This window comes from Tumebacillus algifaecis (genome assembly GCF_002243515.1).
Classification (GTDB): Bacteria; Bacillota; Bacilli; order Tumebacillales; family Tumebacillaceae; genus Tumebacillus_A; species Tumebacillus_A algifaecis.
The window spans coordinates 2160392-2179350 of sequence record NZ_CP022657.1 but is presented as its reverse complement, the minus strand read 5'-3'; the positions used below and the strand labels follow the sequence as shown (position 1 = coordinate 2179350).

Here is an 18959-nt window from a genome sequence, read left to right as displayed (position 1 = left end):
ATTCCCTCCACCATGTATTAGCGTTTGCCACGCCGCTTCTGCATCGCTTCCCGACGCGCACTGCCCCGCCCTTGCGCTTCGACTGCCTGCTCTTGCTGCTTGTCTGCACTTTCTCCAAGCTTTTGTGCCAACAGCCGAATCGTCGGATAGCGGAACAGGTCGGTGATCACGACCACACTAGGCAACTGCGGTTGCAAGCGGCTGAAGACTTGCTCCATTTTCAGCGAATTGCCACCAACTTCAAAAAAGTTGTCATCCACTCCAACTTCTGCTGTGCCCAATACGTCCTGCCAGACCGAAACGATCAAGCGCTCCATCTCCGTCGCGGGAGGTACATAGGCGGCTGAGGATCGCGAACGGTCCCCGCTCGGTGCAGGAAGCGCTTTTTTGTCCGTTTTGCCATTGGGCGTGAGCGGCAACGCCTCTAAAAACAGCAGGTGATCTGGCACCATGTACGCAGGCAATTTGAGCCTCAGCAAGCTCAGCAGTTCCGGCTGCAAAAGCTCTTGATCGCGTCCCGTTACCACATAGGCGACCAGCGCCGACTCTTTCGCTGTGCACACCGCCTCCTGCACCGCAGGATGCGCAAGGAGCACCGCCTCGATCTCCTCAAGCTCAATGCGGAAACCGCGCACTTTGACCTGATGATCCAACCGACCCAAGAATTCGAGCGTTCCGTCGGCAAGTTGCCGCACAGCGTCGCCCGTTTTGTAGATCCGACCACCTGAGGCAAACGGATCGAGCAGAAAGCGCTCCGCCGTCAGATCGGCACGTCCAAAGTAGCCTTGGGCGATCCCGTCGCCGCCGAGGTACAACTCCCCAGCCACACCGATCGGCACTGGCTGTAACCTGTCGTCCAACACATATGTACGCACATTGGCGAGCGGGCGGCCGATCGGCACACGTCCCTTCACATCAACCACTTCCATCGACACCGCCCAGACGGTCGCTTCGGTCGGCCCGTACATATTGAACAGCCGCACGTTCGGAAGCCCAGCGCGAACTTCGGCAGCCTGTTTGGCAGACAAGGCTTCCCCGCCCAGCAAAAGCGCCCGCAGCCCGGTCAGCGCCTGTACGGTCTCAGGATCTGAAAACATCAGTTTGGCAAGCGATGGCGTGCCTTGCAACAGCGTCGCACCGTGCCTCTGCGCCTGCCGCTTCAAGGAAAACTCACCACCACCTGTACCTTTTGCTTCCTGCTCCGACAAAAGCACCAGCTTGGCCCCGCAAGACAGCGTCCAGAACAGTTCAAGCACCGAGATGTCAAAACAGATGCTCGTCACCGCCAACAGCGCATCGGTCGGCGCGCAACCGACCTGCTCGTCCATACCCGAGTAAAAATGAGTCACGTTGTGGTGGGTGACCACCACCCCTTTCGGTCGGCCCGTCGAACCGGACGTATAGATCAGATACGCAGCCTGCTGACGGTCTACTGCGGGCAAATCCTGCTCCGGTTCTGTCATCCAGTCGATCTGCTCTTCTACACACAAGGTCGTCCCAGCATACGGAGGCAGTTCTGCTTGTAGATCGGAGGAGGTCAACAGCACCGCAGCCTGACAATCGGCCAGCATATACGCGATGCGCTCCCCCGGATATTCAGGGTCGAGCGGCACGTACATCCCACCCGCTTTCAAGACGGCAAGCAGTGCGGTCACCAGTTCCGGTGAACGGCGCAAGCACACGCCGACCGGAGCACCCGCGCCGACGCCAAGCCGCTGCAGATGGCGCGCCAATCGGTTCGCGCGGGCGTTCAACTCGCCGTAGGTGTAGGTTTGATCTTCAAACACCAAAGCCACACGCTCGGGGGCTGTCTGCACCTGATGCTCAAAACGCTCATGCATCCCCGCTTGACGCGGCAGCCCCACCTGCGGGCCGCGTCCAATCACAAGCAGGTCAGCTTGAGCGGTCGCACTTTGCATCGGCAAGGCACCGACAGGAAGTTGATCGTCTTCCAACACCGCATCCAGCAACTGCTGATACGCGTCGGCCATCCGCTCGATCGTCTCCGGCAGAAAGAGGGCCGTGTTGTATTCGAAAACCGCACAGAAACGCCCACCCGACTCGGCTGCTGACAGCGCCAAGTCGAACTGGACAAACTGTTGTGGTAGCGCGACCGATTCGAACGCCAACTCCCCACCGCCAATTTCAACCCCGTCCAGTCCCAACGCCCAGCCGGACAGTCCCGGCAGATCGCGCAGCGGACTGGTCTGGTAGGTGAACAGTGTTTGGAACAGCGGCGGATGTGCCGGATCGCGTTTGGGCTGCAAAAGATCGACCAACAGCGGAAATGGCAAATCCTGATGCTCCAAAGACCGAGTCACGCCCTCGCGCACCTGTGCCAACAGATCGGCAAACGTCAACGCGCCATCAAAATCGGCACGCTGTACGAGCGGGTTGACAAAATAACCGATCGTCTTCGCATCTCGAAGCCCCGTCCGTCCCGAAACTGGCGTGCCGACCGCCACCGTTTCCTGCCCGGAATAGCGATGTAACAGCACCTGATAGGCGGCGAGGAACAGCATGTTCATCGTCACGCCACGCGACTTGGCATAGTCCTTCAAACGGCCACTGTCCGCTTCAGGAAGTGCAAAGGTATAGGTGCGACCGCCAAACGTCTGCACCGGAGAGCGCGGATAGTCGGTCGGCAGGTCGAGCACCGGAAGGTCATCGCCGAGCTGTTGTTTCCAAAAGCGATCTAACTCAGCACGGCGCGCGCCATCCAGCCTGCGCTTTTGTTCGATGGCAAAGCTCGCGAACGAACGCGGAGGACTCGGCAAGTCGGCCTGCGTTCCTGCGCGAACAGCCCCGTACAGTGCGGTCAGCTCCTGGAGCAACAGCCCGAGCGACCAGAAGTCGCAGATGATGTGGTGCATGACCAACAGCAGTACAAATTCATGCTTACTTTTCTGGAACAAGTGCACCCGTACCAACGCTTCCCCTTCCGAAGCAATGGGCAGGAGCGCCGCCGTTTGCAAGCGCCTGTGCAGCTCCGTTTCCTCCTGAACAGCCACGTCTTCGAGCACCACGTCCCAAAGCGGCTCCTCGTGGACGAACAGCACAGGGGTTCCGTCCCGCATCTCTAGCGCGGCGCGAAGCAGTGGATGGCGCTTGCTCAACGCTCGAAAGGAAACCCTCAGCGCCTCGACATCCAACTCCTGCCGCACCCGCACCGCTTTGGCAATCTGATAGGCCGCACTTTGCGGCTCCAACCGCTGCATCAACCAGAGGGCGCGCTGCCCGTCTGTCAGCGCAACATCTCCACTCAATCGCTCCTCCGCTGCTTCCTGCCGAGACAGACTGGCTTCACAAGTCGCAAGCTGTCCCCCGATCTCGACCGCCAACTCTTCCAGCGTCGGTCCGCTGAGCAAGCGGGAAAAAGGCAGGCTCACACCCCATCGCTCTTCGACCTCCTGCTTGATCTCGGCTGCCATCAGCGAGTCGAGCCCGAGCACATCGAGCCCGTCTGCCGTCTGTACCCGTTCGAGCGGCAGACGCATCACAGCGGCGGTCAACTGCGCCAGTAACTGCTCGAGTGCGCCCTGACGCTCTGAATCGTTTAGGGCTAGCAAAGCCTCGCGCGACATGTTAACACTGTGCAGAGACGGCTCAGCGCTCTTTTTCATAGCAATTTCATCGCCAGCAAACGGTACGTCTGAGAACAACTCTTCCAACGTGCCGTTCATAAACTGCTCGCGGCAGGCATGCCGTTGCACCTTGCCACTCGTCGTCTTCGGAATGCTCATCGGACGCAACAGGACGATCGCATGGGCCTGCAGGCTGTGCTCGAGGGATATTTGCTTTCGAATCAATTCTGCCACTTCGGACAGATTGGAACGGCGATGCGAGCGCTCAACCTCTTGGACGATCACCAGCCGCTCCTCACCGTCCACCTCGATCCCGACCGCAGCACCATTGCTGTTTTGCACAGCCGGATGGCTCTGCTGCACGGTCTGTTCCAAATCTTGTGGATAATAGTTGCGACCGCGCAAAATCAGCAAGTCTTTCATCCGTCCGGTGACATACAGTTCACCATCCAACACAAACCCCAAGTCGCCCGTCTTCAAAAAGGTATCTTGGCCGACCCTATCCCCTTGCAGTTTGGCCCCGAACACGTCTGCTGTCTGCTCCTCACGCTTCCAATACCCTTTGGCAATGCTCGGTCCCGAGACCCAGATTTCACCGACCTGTCCATCCGAACAGGACCTGCCGCTGAGCGGATCGACAATCGCCAGTCGCTGGCCGCTTTCCTTCGCACGTCCGCTGCTGACCAACACGCGGTCGTGCTCTTTTGGTTCTGTCGCCACCACAGCTTGGTTCTCCAACAAGGAGTCAGCATCAAACGAGCGCACGACAGGCCCTATTGCTTTGTGACCTCCCGCTGCGAACAGCGTTCCTTCGGCCAGCCCATAACAGGGGAAAAAGGCCGATTCCCGAAACCCGCTCGGGGCAAACGCTTGGGTAAAGCGCGAAAGAGTCGCCGCTCGCACAGGCTCTGCACCCGAAAACGCCACTTCCCAAGACGACAGGTCGAGTGCTTCCCGTTGTGTTGGTCCGATTTTTTGCACGCACAGATCATAAGCAAAATTCGGCCCGCCAGAGATGGTCGCCCCCGTTTTGCTGATCAGTTCCAACCAGCGCAACGGTTTCTGAATAAAATCGACCGGGGCCATCAAGGTGACGGGATACCCGGTGTATAGCGGCTGCAAAATCCCGCCGATCAGTCCCATGTCATGGTAAGGAGGCAACCAGATCACACAGCGGCTGTCTGGCGTGGTTCCGAATTTCGTCTCCATGAGGTGCAGATTGTGCATCAGATTGCCATGCGTGAGCATGACCCCCTTCGGCAAGGCGGTCGAACCTGACGTGTATTGTAAAAAAGCTAGACTTTCACGTTCAACTGGCACAGGTTGCCACTGCGAGTGTAAAGCGTGCGCCGCTTCCCGTGTCGGTGCCATCCAGTTCAGTCCGGCCAATGCGGGCAGGTCGCTCAAGCGGCTTTGCACCTCCTGCAGGATAGCAGGAGTCGTCAGCGCTACGGTCGCATCGGCATCGGTCACAATCGCCTGCAAGCGCGTAAAGTGGCCGTTCGAACGCGGCGGGTAAGCAGGCACGGGCAAGACCCCCGCGTACAGACATCCGAAAAAAGCGTATAGATAATCCAGTCCCGGCGGGAACAGCAACAGGGCACGCTCGCCGACATGCTGGCTCTGTTGCAAGTTGGCCGCCACCCCGCGGGCTTGTGCATCCAATTCCCCGTAGCTGCAGCGTTCCTCCCGTCCGTTTTCCAGCAAAAAAACATAGGCTGTCCGCTCTGGTTGCTCGTTTGCTCGATGGCCGAGCAATTCTACCAACGATTGATAGCGATCGTATCTGCTCACCTTGCGTCCCCTCCGCACCCTGATAATAGTATGAATTAAATTTGAATTATCAACAAAGTAACTGTCGTGAAAATTTATTTTTACCTCTATTCATTATTACCATAGATTGCTAGGGAATTGAAGGTAAATATTTCGAATATTTTAGGACTTATATAAAAATTCCCGGTTTTTAAGCACAAAAAAACCTGACCATTTAATGGCCAGGTTTTCGTACAGGCAATTATGAGTAAAAGTCTTCCAATTCACCTTTCCATGCCAGCATCCCATCTTCCATGTTCAACAGCTTGGTAAAGCCCTTTTGGAGCAAAAAATTACAAGCGGAACGGCTCCGGCGTCCACTGCGGCAGACGATGACCGTCTCCAGTTCCGGATCGAGTTCCTCATAACGGGCCTCCACATCGGGCAGTCTGATGTGGATCGCACCAGGAATCAAGCCCGTTGCGACTTCGCTCTCTTCCCGTACGTCGAGGATCTGTAGCACCTCGCCACGATCAAGACGCGCACGCACGTCTTCCGCCGAGATGTTTTTCGGTTTTGCCATCTTGGAAATCACTCCTTTTTTGCACCCGAACAGTCTATCACGCTTTCCAGATGTTACGCCAGCGTTTCCACATTCTGCGGGCGGACGATCGAGAAATGAGTGCCTGGCAGGCGATGTATCGAAAACTCGCCTTGCACCCGTTCACCCCGGTCCAACATACTCTTCCTCCCCATTAGGACATACACAGAGTGGTGCGGGTAAAGCTGGTCGATCGTGCCGTTTGCTGTGAGCGACATGGTGTCGAGGAGCAGAAAATGTGACGGCATCATGTAATCTGGCAACGATTTGGTAACATCGTCGCAGAGCTACATCAACTCTGAATGTTTCACAGTTCCTGCACTCTCCGAAAAAAAGGCAAGGGTGTGTGAAGATCCGAATGACCCTTCTCTTCCACCCTTGCCTATATGGTCTCAACTGGTTGTTTACTTGCTCATGAGTTGCACTTGCTCCAAGTATCCTTGGATGCGGTCAGCCAACGTTTGTACTTGTGGCGGATGCAACATCGTAAAGTGGTTCCCTGCCGCTTCGACTACCTCGACGTTTGCGGAAAGCTGGTCCCAGCCATAGCTCAGGTTTTGGCGAAAGTGCGCAAAGTCTGCTTGCTCCGGTGTTTCCTTCGCCCGGAAGAAGACGATGCGCATCTGCTCATCCGACTTGTGCTCCGGTTGATAAGCTTCCACCGCTTGGGTATTCGCTTTAAACATTCGGAACAGGCGACGAACCTGCTCGAACATTAAGCCCGGCGGCAGCGCGCCCGACGCGGCGGCCTGTTGATACAGCTCTTTCAGGGCGTCTTCGATGTCAAGTGTAGCCAGTTCGTTCGCCACACCTTTCATCTGCGAGAAGTCAGCACCTCCGTTCGTGCTCACCAAATCACTCGCAAACGCCATCAACAAACTGACATCATCAAGTTGCCCATTCTGATTTTGGTTGTATGCAACCGGCGCCATCGTATCGATCAACAGCAACAGTTCGACCGTTTCTCCCTGCTCGCGCAATTGACGCGTCATCTCAAAGGCGATCGCGCCGCCGAGCGACCAACCGCCCAACAGATACGGGCCATCTGGCTGCACCTTTTGAATTTCTTGCACGTACCAAGCGGCCATCTCTTCGATCTTCGTGAGCGGCAGTCTGTCATCTTCAAAGCCGATCGCCTGCAATCCGTAGAACGGTTGATCCGGGCCGAGACGTCTCGCCAGTTCGAAGTAGGAGAACACGCCACCACCGACCGGATGGACGAAGAAGAGCGGTTTTTGACTGCCCTGCGCAGTGATCGGCACCAGCGAAGAGCCAGCGTTCGTGCTTGCCCCTTGGCGAAGCAACATGGCAAGAGCTTCGATCGAACCGTCTTTGAACAACACGGACAGCGGCAGATTCACACCTGCGCGCTGTTCGATCAGCGCCATCATCCGCACGGCCAAAAGCGAGTGGCCGCCAATTGCAAAGAAGTTGTCCTTGACAGACGGTGCGATGCCCAGCAGTTCTTCCCAGATCTCTGCCAGCTCCGTCTCGATCTCATCGCGCGGCGAAACAAACTCGACCTCACGCTCCACGACGATTTCTTCGGGCACTGGCAAGGCCCGGCGGTCCACTTTGCCGTTTTCGGTGACCGGAAGTTGTTCCAACACCACAAATGCGGACGGCACCATATACTCGGGCAGCGATTGACGCAGATAACCGCGCAGTTCGGCAGTCATCCCTTCCTGTTCGTTCGCTTCGACATAGGCGACAAGGCGTTTCTCCCCCTGTGCGTCGTCCAGCGCGACCACGACAGCCTGCGCAACTCGCGGATGTGCAGAGAGAAGCGATTCAATCTCCCCGATCTCAATCCGGAACCCGCGAATTTTCACCTGATGGTCGATCCGTCCGAGGAACTCCACATTCCCATCTGGAAGGAACCGCACCAAGTCGCCGCTCTTATACCAGCGTTCACCGTCCGCCAGCACAAATTTTTCAGCGGTCAGCTCCGGTCGTCCGCGATACCCTCGGCCGACACCAAAGCCTCCGATGTACAATTCACCGGACACTCCGATCGGAACGCGCGCTCCCGATGTATCACAGACGCGCAGTTTCGCATTTGGCATCGCCCGTCCGATGATCAAGCGCTCGGTAGAAGTTGCTTCCACCTCGTGGTACGTGCAGAGGATGGTCGTTTCGGTAGGCCCGTAGGCCACGAGGATGCGCGCGTTCGGGAAAGCTTTGGTCAGATCGGCCTGCAAATCGGCGGTGACCGCTTCGCCACCGACATAGATCAATTCCATCGTGTCCACAGGTGCATTTTCTTTCATAATCTCCTGTGTGACATGGCGCATCAAACTCGGAACGGACATGCACGAAGTAGCATTTCGCAACCCTTCCACCAGGTGCGGGATGTTTAGCACTTGGTCTTTGGTGAGCAGCACGGTCGTGCCTCCCGCCATCAGCGGTGCGAAAATCTCAGCCACGCTGATGTCAAACGTCATCGTCGTCACCGACAGCTTGCGCAGGTCGCTGGTCATTCCAAACTCCTCGATGAGCGCCCAGAGCGTGCTGATCAAGTGCGCATGTTCAATCATCACCGCTTTCGGCTTGCCAGTTGAACCGGATGTGTAGAGCAGATACGCGAGATGATGCGGTTTGGCCGCATTGTCAGGCGCAGTGTTCGGAAGCGCTGCCCATGTCTCCCCGCGATCCACACAAACCACAGTGGCGTCTGTAACTGACAACAGTTCTGCGTATTGCTCCGTCGTCAACAGTACCGCCATCTGCGCGTCTTCCAGCATATAGGCGATGCGCTCTTGCGGATGAGAGGGATCGAGTGGCACATATGCCCCGCCCGCCTTCATCACAGCAACCAGCGAAATTACCAGTTCCAGCGATTTTTCCATGTACACCCCGACCAGAACATCAGGACCGACGCCAAGTGCTTGTAAATGATGGGCCAATGCGTTTGCCCGAGCATCAAGCTCTGCGTACGTCAGCGCTTCACCTGCGCATTCGACAGCCATCGCATGCGGTCTGTTGGCGGCGTGCTCAGCGATGTAATCGGACATCCGTTTATCCTGTGGATAGCTGAAAGATCGCTCATTCCAGCTCTCCAGCTGTTCGATTTCGCCCGCTGTCAACAGCGGCAACTCTTCAATTTTGCAGTCCGGATTGTCCACCAGCGCTTGGAGCAAACGCTGCAGATGACCTGCCAAACGCTCGATCGTTTCCGCTTCGAACAGATCGGCTTGGTAGTTATAGGCATGTCGTTGGCCATTTTCCGATTCGTAGACCATCAGTGACAGTTCAAAGTTGGCCACATCGGCACCCGCCGAAAGCGGCGACATCGTCACCCCGGGCAGCGACAGATCGCCCATCGGCGCATTTTGCACGGCGAACATCACTTGGAAGAGCGGCGATACGCTCATGTCGCGGTTCGGCTGGACCTCTTCGACCAGCTTTTCGAAAGGTAGGTCTTGATGCGCATAGCTGTCGAGTGCAGTTTGCCGCACGCGGGCCAGCAGTTCACGGAACGTCGGTTGCCCTGACAGGTCAGTACGCATGACCAGCGTGTTGACGAAAAAGCCGATCAGCGGCTCAATCTCACTGCGGTTGCGTCCTGCGATCGGTGAACCGATCAGGATGTCGTCCTGTCCCGTGTAGCGGTACAGCAGGGTGTTGAGCGCGGCCAGCATGGTCATGTACATCGTGACGCCTTCTTGTTGGCACAGCGCTTGTAATTGGTCGGACAATTCTTTGGACAACTGTAGAGAATGCGAAGCTCCGCGCAGCGTCTGCACAGGCGAACGCGGATGGTCGTGCGGCAATGGCAGTACCGTCTTCGCGCCGTCTAGCTGATCTTTCCAATGGGCCAGTTGCGCTTGCAAGTTCTTACCTTGCAACCATTCGCGCTGCCAATAGGCAAAGTCTGCATATTGTACGTCAAGTTCTGGCAGTGGCGAAGGTTTGCCTTCTGCGAACGCGGCGTACAAGCGCCCAAGCTCGCCGACAAACACGCCGATCGACCAGCCGTCCGAGACGATATGGTGCATCGTGAACAGCAAGACTGCTTCCTCTTCTGTCAGCGTGAGCATCGTCGAGCGGAACAACGGTCCGACACTAAGATCGAACGGTTTGGCCGCTTCGAGCTGTGCCAAGCGCAACGTCTCCGCCTCCCGCTCTTGATGGGGCAGATGGCGAAGGTCGATGCGCTCCAACTGATGCGTCATCTCCGGATGCACGACCTGCACGGGACGACCATCGACCATGGAGAATGTTGTGCGCAAGACTTCGTGTCGGCGCACGATCTCCTGCAAGCCGCGCTCTAATGCTTCAGCGTCCAACGCTCCACTAAAGCGTACGCCTGTGAACATGTTGTAGCTCGATTGCTCAGTCAGACGATCGATGAACCACAAGCGTTGCTGAGCGAAGGACAGAGGCAACTCACCGTCGCGCCCGATCGGCACGATCTTCGGTGCGGCAACGATGTTCTTCTCGCCGTGGCGTTTCATATACTCGACCAAGCTGGCAACGGTCGCCGCCTCAAACAGCGCGCGCACCGGAAGTTCCACGCCAAACAGTTCGCGAATCCGCGAGATCATCTGCGTGGCGAGCAATGAGTGCCCTCCCAAGTCGAAGAAGTGATCGTGAATGCCGATGCGCTCCACTTTCAGCACGTCGCGGAAAATGCCCGCCATCAGCTCTTCGGTCGCCGAGCGCGGCGCAACATAGCTTTCTTCCATCTCCTGACGCAGACCGTCTGGTGCTGGCAGTGCCTTGCGGTCGATCTTGCGGTTCGGGGTGAGCGGCACCGCGTCGATCGGCATGAACAGCTGCGGCACCATGTATTCGGGGAGGCGCTCTTTCAAGAAACTACGCAGTTCCTGCGTTGTCACTTCCTGCTCTTGATCGAGCACCACATAGGCGATGAGCAGCGTTTTCGCGCCGCCTTCCACCTCTTCACGCGCCATGACCACCGTCTCCAAAACGCCCGGATGCTGTCCGAGAATCGTTTCGATCTCGCCAAGCTCGATACGGTAACCGCGAATCTTCACCTGCGTGTCAATCCGTCCATAAAACTCGATGTTTCCGTCCGCCAGATAGCGTGCCAGGTCACCAGTGCGGTACAGGCGGGCACCCGGCTCGCTGGAGAACGGATCAGCAATAAATTTCTCCCCGGTCAATTCTTCACGGTTGAGATACCCGCGTGCCAACGACATCCCACCGATAAACACCTCGCCTGGCACGCCGACCGGAACGGGACGCATCTGCGGATCGAGGATATAGATCTGCGTGTTGCCGATCGGACGACCGATCGGCGGCAGCAACGGCCATTCCTCCTGTGCAAGCGGCAACGTGTAGGAAGTGACTACGTGGCACTCGGTCGGCCCGTACTGATTGTACAGGCGGCAACCATTCAGGTTGGACAGCCAATGACGAACCGGACGCGTGGTCTGCAACTGATCGCCCGCTGTCGTGATCTCTTTGAGTTGCAACGGCAATTCCTCATTCAACCCTTCCGCCACTTCACACAGTTGCTGGAACGCGACAAACGGCAAGTAGATGCGGTGCACGCCCTGCTCGGACAGATAGCGCAGCAGGCGAACCGGGTCACGGCGCACCTCTTCTGTGACCAGCACGAGCGTGCCTCCTGTGGTCAAGGTGCAGAAATACTCTTGGAACGAAATATCGAACGTCATCGACGCATATTGCAGCGTCCGCTCACCAAAGGCAAACGGCGTTTCCTGCAATTGCCAAGAGATCATGTTGCGCAACGGACGATGGGTCATCATGACACCCTTCGGCTTGCCTGTCGTACCTGAGGTGTAGATGACATAGAGCGTGTTGCTCAACGTCTCGCCACTGTTCGGGTTATGCACCGACTGTCTGGCGATCTCCGACCAGTCTCCATCGACTGCGACCACTTGCACGCCGTCTGTCGGCAGGTGTTCGATCAGGCTCGTCTGCGTCACCAGCACCTTCACTTGCGCATCCTCCAAAATGAAGCCGATGCGGTCTTTCGGGTGCGCTGGGTCGAGCGGCACATAGGCCCCGCCCGCTTTCAGAATGCCAAGCGTCGCCACAACCAGATCGATCGAACGCTCCATGCACAAGCCGACCAGTACGTCAGGCTGCACACCGCGCGCTTTCAGATGATGAGCCAGTTGGTTCGCTCGTTCGTTCAATTCCGCGTAGCTCAGTCGCTCCTCGTCGAGCACCAGCGCGACAGCATCGGGCGTACGGGCCACCTGTGCCTCAAACATCTGATGCGCGCACAATTGATCGGGGTAGTCGAGCACGATACCTGCCGAAAGCTCCAGCACGCGGCGCTCCTCTTCTTGTGCCATCAACGGCAACAGCGAAATCGATTGCGTCGGTTGGCTTACCGCAGCTTCCAACAAGTTCTCAAAGTGGCCGATCATCCGCTCGATCGTCTCCGCTTTGAACAGATCGATGTTGTATTCGGTGGAGATGATCAAGCCGTCCTCGCGTTCAGACATCGTCCACAGCAAGTCAAACTTCGCGGTCTTGCTGGCTTGCTCGACCGGCATCAGCTTGATCTCACCGTTCATCGACCCTTCGGCGGCAAAGTTTTGTAGCGCGAACATCACTTGGAACACAGGCGAGTGGCTCTGATTGCGGTCCGGTTGCAGTTCTTCGACCAGTTTTTCAAACGGAACATCTTGGTATTGATACGCCTCCAGCGCCGTTTCGCGCACCCGCTTGACCATCTCTTTGAAGCTCGGTTCACCCGACAGATCGGAGCGCAAAACCAACGTGTTGACGAAAAATCCGATCAGGTCTTCGATGCCGCTGCGATTGCGGTTAGCAATCGGCGTGCCGACCAAAATATCGTCCTGTTTCGTGTAGTGGTACAACAGCGTCTTGAATCCGGCGAGCAATGTCATGAACAGCGTGGTGCCTTCCTGCTGACTGAACGCTTGCAACTTGTGCATCAACGCTCTTGGCAACAAATAGCTCATCGTTTCACCAGCGTAGGTCTGGACGCTCGGACGCTTGAAATCGGTCGGCAGCTCCAAGATCGGCAAGGTGCCGCCAAGTTGGTTTTTCCAATAGTTGATCTGTTGGTCTAACACTTCGCCTTGCAGATAGTTGCTCTGCCACACTGCGAAGTCGCCATACTGAATGGTCAGAGCAGGGAGCGGTGAAGGTTCTCCTTGCACAAAAGCTTGATACAAAAGCGTCAATTCGCGGATCAGCACGCCATAAGACCAGCCGTCTGCGATGATGTGATGAATCGTGAAGAGCATCAGATGATCTTGCTCCTGCAAACGCACCAACTGCGCCCGCACCAGCGGCCCCTCTTGCAAATTGAATGGCAGACGCGCTTCCGCCTCGGCCAAGTTGGCCGCTTCAGCTTCGCGCTCCGCTTCGGACAAGTGTTCTAAATTGTCCACTTGAAGCGACCAGTTCAAATCAGATTTGACCACCTGCTCAGGCAATGTGCCGTTCATCCGGAACGTCGTGCGCAGCGTTTCATGACGGCGAATGATCTCTTGGAAGCTTTGTTCCAACGCTTCCACATCCAGCGGTCCGTCCATTCGGTACGCCATCGGGATGTTGTACAGCGGCGAATTGGGAATCAACTGATCTAAGAACCACAGTCGGCGCTGAGCAAATGAGGTCGGGAACACTTTGTACCCTTCGCCTCCGTCCTCACCACCTGCAACCAACTCCGCTTCTGCTCGCGCTCCCAGCCATTGCTGATCAGCGATCACCCCGCTGCCCTGCGCCGCTTCGACGCGGGTGGCCAACTCGGCCAGTGTCGGCGCTTCAAACAGCGCACGCAGCGGCAATTCCACACCGAAATCGTCGAGCACGCGCGACATCAGACGGGTGGCGAGCAGTGAATGTCCGCCCATTTCAAAAAAGTTGTCTTGTTGCCCGATGTGATCAACGCGCAAAATGTCGGCCCAGATCGCAGCCAGCTTTTGCTGAACGAACGTTTCAGGCGCCACATAGTCATTCTCCGCGTCTCGCGCTCCGTCCGGCATCGGCAACGCTTTGCGATCCACTTTGCCGTTCGGTGTTAACGGCATCTCATCCAGCACGACGAAAGCGGACGGCACCATGTACTCCGGCAATTTTTCCTTGGCCAGACTGCGCAGATCTGCCACTGTGATCGCTTCTTGCTGCGCTACCACATACGCGGTGATCCGCTTATCTCCCGGCTCGTCTTCGCGCACGATGACGACCGTCTCCTTCACACCCTCATGCTGTCCGAGCACCGACTCGATCTCACCCAGTTCAATGCGGAAGCCGCGCACCTTCACCTGATGGTCGATGCGCCCCATAAATTCCAGACTTCCATCAGGCAGGTACCGCACGAGGTCACCCGTCTTATAGAGGCGAGACCCGTCTGTTCGGTACGGATGCTGGATGAACACCTCAGCGGTCAGTTCCGGGCGGTTTAAGTAACCGCGGGCAAGACCAGGACCGCCGACATACAGTTCGCCCGGCACACCGATCGGGAGCGGTTGGAGATTCGCGTCAAACACGAACAATTCATTGTTGCGGATCGCACGGCCGATCGGCACAACCGGAGTGACCTCTTCAGGACTGGTCATCCAGCGCGTCGTCGAGGCAACCGTATTTTCGGTTGGCCCATAGGCGTTGGCAAGCACGCACCCAGGCAACTTTTGCAAAAACTTCTTGGCGTGCGGCGCAGACATCACGTCTCCGCCCACCGAGAGCAGTTTCAAATGTTGCACGCTGTCCAGATTCGCTTCTGCCAGTTGCGGCAGTAAACCAGAAGTCAGCAGTGCAACCGTGATTTTTTCCTCACTCAGCACGCGCACCAGCACATCGACCGTCGGCGTCTGGGCCGGGAACACGACCAACTTGGCTCCGTTTAGCAGCGCGCCCCACACTTCTGGGGTCGCAGCATCAAATGAGATCGCCGCGACCTGCAGGAAGGTCTCATTCGCGCCAAACATCAGGTAATTGCTGTTTTTCACCAAACGCGCCACCCCGCGATGCGGGATCAACACACCTTTTGGCTTACCGGTCGAGCCGGAGGTGTAGATCATGTAGGCCAGATTGTCGGCGGTCAGTTCGAGCACCGGAGCGTCCGTGCAGGCTGGCACCTCCTGCGCCCAGTCGCGGTCGAGGCAGATCACCTCTGCGCCATGCTCAGGCAGATCGACGAGCAGCTTTTCTTGCGTCAACAACACGCTGACTGCGCTGTCTTCGAGCATGTAGGCGATGCGGTCTTTCGGATAGGACGGGTCAAGCGGCACGTAGGCCCCACCCGCCTTCACAATCCCGAGCAAGCCGATCACCATCTCTAGCGAACGCTCCATGCACAGACCGACGAGCACGTCAGGTCCTACCCCTTTTCGTTGCAAGAGGTGTGCAAGCGAATTTGCTCTTTCGCTCAGTTCACGGTAGGTTAACACCGTCCCCTCAAAGGACAACGCTTCCTTATCGGGATAGAGCGCTACCTGTTCGTCAAACAGTTGCGGAATCGTCTTGTCGTGTGGGTAGTCCACTGCGTTCTGATTCCAGTCCACCAGTTGCATCTGCCGTTCGCTCTCTGTCAACACTGGAAGCTTCGCCACCTGAGCATCCGGATTCGCCGCGATGCCTTCGAGCAGTTTCGTAAAATGACCGGCCATGCGCTCAATCGTCGTTTCGTCGAACAGATCGGCGCTGTAATCAAACGAGCCAAAGAAACCTTCCGGAGACTCCGTCATCGCAAGGTTGAGATCAAATTTCGCGTTGCGCTGTCCCGTCTCCAACGAGCTCATCGTAAGCCCTGGCAGGTGATGCGCGCCCATCGGTGCATTTTGCACGGCGAACATCGTCTGGAACAGCGGTGTGTAGCTCATATTCCGTTCAGGCTGCAGCTCTTCAACCAACCGCTCAAACGGCAGATCTTGATGAGCATACGCATCGAGCGCCGTTTGGCGCACCCGTTGCAACAGTTGGCGGAACGTCGGCGCGCCCGACAGGTCGGTGCGCATGACCAGCGTGTTGACGAAAAAGCCGATCAGCCCTTCGATCTGCCCGTTGTTGCGGCCTGCGATCGGCGTGCCGACAGCGATGTCTAACTGCCCGCTATAACGGCTGAGCAAGCTGGAAAACGCCGTGAGCAAGGTCATATACAGCGTTACGCCTTCCTGATGAGTCAGTGCCCGTAATTTATCTGACAATTCTTTGGACAACCGAAAATCGATCGCCCCCCCACGATGGCTTTGCACCGCCTGACGCGGACGGTCGGTCGGCAATTGCAACACCGGAGGATGGTCGCCCAGCTTCCCTTTCCAGTACGAAAGCTGACGGTCGAGCTCCGCCCCGGACAGTTTATCGATCTGCCAACTCGTAAAGTCAACATACTGAATCGGCAACTCCGGCAACGGCGATGGCAGTTGGTTGACAAACGCTTCATAGAGCACCGCAACTTCCCGCATCATCACGCCGCAGGACCAGCCGTCAGAGATGATGTGATGCATATTCAAAAGCAGGACGTGATCCTGCTCATCCAATTTCAAAAGCGTCGCCCTCATCAGGGGCCCTTGGGTCAGATCGAATGGACAGTTGGCATCCTCTTCGGCCAGATGGTGCGCGCGATCCATTCGTTCCGTTTCCGGCAAATGGCGCAAATCGACCATCGGCATGGTAAAAGCGATTTCGGGCAGCACGACCTGCATCGGGGCGCCGTCCTTTTCGTCAAACACCGTGCGCAGCGTCTCGTGGCGGGCGACGATCTCTTCTAAACTCTGCTTGATCGCCTCTACATCCAGACTGCCTTCCAATCGAATCGCAAACGGAATGTTGTACATCGAACTGCCCGGCATCAACCTATCGAGAAACCACAGCCTCTGCTGAGCAAATGATGCTGGGAAGACAAATGCTCCCTCTTTGATCGCCTGGTTCCCTGTATGCTCCATCTCATAGACCTCCCTAGCCATCTCACAGTTATTGCTCTATCGTTCCCATCTCTAGCACATGTTTTCTATGTGTTCTATTTCTTTATTAAACAAGCATAAACCTTCCTGAAACTCTAAAGTTTTCACCAAGATTGCACCTTCTGAAAATTTACATCGTTGCTCCTACAGCCTCTGTCCCTTTCATCTGTAAAAAGCCACACCTCCACCCGCGCTCACATGAACCGGAAATGGTTTGCACCTCCAATTCGCGACAGTCTGCCAGACTAGGTCATTCTATTATCAGTATATTTGAAAGAGTCCCATTTAGTGGATTTATTCTTTTATTATCTACCTATTGACTTCCCGAATCGGCGGCTCTATTATATATCCAAGTAATCCGATATAGATTACTAAGAACAAGATATATCGATCCTCTATCTTGTATGAAAATCTATCTGCACAGGAGGTGCCCAGATGATTGCAAGCCTGCTTGTCTCGTTTGTGATTTTGGCATTGTTGTATTTTCTAAAAACTAAAAAAGTCGGCTTTGGTACCCGTGTCATCCTCGCGATGTTGCTCGGTGTCGGCGTCGGCGCCTTCTTTGGTGCGGACGCGATCAAAGTTGGCACCATCGGTTCCATTTACGTCTCCTTGATCAAAATGATCGTCATGCCGCTGGTGATCGCGATGATCATCACGGCGGTCACGCAGCTGACCGACCCGAGCCAGTTACGCAAGCTAGGTGTCAAAACTGTAGCCCTGTTCCTCGCTACGACGGGGATCGCGGCGGTGATCGGCATTCTGGTCGCACTGGTGATCGATCCAGGAGCAGGCGTCACCTTCGTGAAAGACGCCGCCTTTGAAGCGCGCGAGATTCCGACATTTGACAAAGTGTTGCTCGACCTCGTTCCGTCCAATCCGATCAATGAAATGGCAACCGGCAAAGTGATCCCAGTGATCATCTTCTCGCTGTTCATCGCCGTCGCGATCTTGATCGAGCGGACACGCAAGCCAGAAAAAGTCCAGCCCTTCATGGATTTCATCAATTCGTTTGCTGGGATCATGTTCCGCGTCGTGAAATTGGTCATCGCCTTGACTCCATACGGTGTCTTCGGCCTGATGACCTCGATGGCTGCGAAGTACGGTCTGTCTACCCTGCTCCCGCTGGGTGAAGTGATCATTGCCGTGTATATCGCTTGCCTGCTGCACTTTGTGATCACCTTCGGATCGCTCGTCACCTTTGTGGCGCGTGTCAATCCGTTCCGCTTCCTGAAAAAAATCTATCCGGTGATCACAGTCGCGTTTACCACGCGCAGTTCGTACGCCACACTTCCGGTCAACCTCGAAGTGATCACCAAGCGCGTTAAAGTGTCTGAGAAGATCGCTTCGTTCGTCGCACCGCTCGGCGCTACGATCAACATGAACGGTTGCGGTGGCTTGTACCCGGCAATCGTGGCGATCTTTGTCGCCCGCGTCTTCAACATTGATCTTGGCTTCACCGACTACCTGCTGATCGTAGGTGCCGCGATGATCGCTTCGATCGGCACAGCCGGTGTACCAGGTCCGGCTACGATCGCGACCACCGTGGTGCTGACCACGCTCGGCCTCCCGCTGGAAGGCTTCGCGCTGGTGCTCGGTGTCGACGCGATCATCGATATGGCCCGCACCGCGATCAACGCGACCGGCACCACCGTCTCTGCGCTGGTCATCGCCAATTCCGAAGGCGAATTTGACCGCGATGCGTTTAACAACGACGAAGACGAAGAATTAGAAACGAAAATCGCATAAGTAAAAAGGCGCCCGTGTCTCGACACGGGCGCCTTTTTTTGCGTCTCTATCACCTTTTTTCATCTCATTCAAATGAATAATCGCGTTCCACCTTACAAATTCTTGTCACGTACTTGCGGTACCAGTCGCTGCGGCCTTTCGCTTGTGCTTCGCGATGGTCCACATGATCTTTCCACGCTTTGATCGCTTCGAGCGACTCCCAGTAGGAGACGGTGATCCCAAGTCCATCCTCGCGCGCGCTTTCCAAGCCGAGGAAACCCGGCTGTTTGGAGGCGAGTGCGACCATCAGGTCGGCCATGTCACCATAGCCCTTGTCTCCTTCGGTGCGCAAGGATGTGAAGATCACCGCATAATACGGAGGTCGCGGTGTGTTGGCCGGGTGGCTCATGTTCGAGA

Annotated in this window: 5 protein-coding genes; 1 reads left to right on the top strand and 4 read right to left on the bottom strand. The window is 56.4% G+C overall.

Translation table 11 applies throughout. The features are described 5' to 3' along the window. Positions 1–17: 17 nt before the first annotated feature. The 3 genes from CIG75_RS09785 to CIG75_RS09775 form a co-directional block, all read right to left on the bottom strand. On the bottom strand, positions 18–5378 hold the full coding sequence (locus CIG75_RS09785) for a non-ribosomal peptide synthetase (RefSeq protein ID WP_157729484.1): 5361 nt from the start codon (positions 5376–5378) through the stop codon (positions 18–20). Between the two features lie 220 nt (positions 5379–5598). Beyond that, positions 5599–5919, bottom strand: coding sequence for a rhodanese-like domain-containing protein (locus CIG75_RS09780; RefSeq protein WP_094236491.1), 321 nt, complete (start codon positions 5917–5919; stop codon positions 5599–5601). Between the two features lie 422 nt (positions 5920–6341). After that, on the bottom strand, positions 6342–16796 hold the full coding sequence (locus tag CIG75_RS09775) for a non-ribosomal peptide synthetase (protein WP_172844444.1): 10455 nt from the start codon (positions 16794–16796) through the stop codon (positions 6342–6344). 453 nt (positions 16797–17249) lie between these two features. Between CIG75_RS09775 and CIG75_RS09770 the strand changes: the two genes are divergently transcribed. Then, complete coding sequence (locus CIG75_RS09770; RefSeq protein ID WP_094236489.1) at positions 17250–18563, top strand: dicarboxylate/amino acid:cation symporter; 1314 nt, start codon at positions 17250–17252, stop codon at positions 18561–18563. A 64-nt stretch (positions 18564–18627) separates the two neighbouring features. On the opposite strand, the gene CIG75_RS09765 is transcribed toward CIG75_RS09770, so the two are convergent. Beyond that, positions 18628–18951: an antibiotic biosynthesis monooxygenase family protein gene (locus tag CIG75_RS09765; RefSeq protein ID WP_094236488.1), complete on the bottom strand. Its 324-nt coding sequence runs from the start codon at positions 18949–18951 to the stop codon at positions 18628–18630. Between the last annotated feature and the right edge of the window lie 8 nt (positions 18952–18959).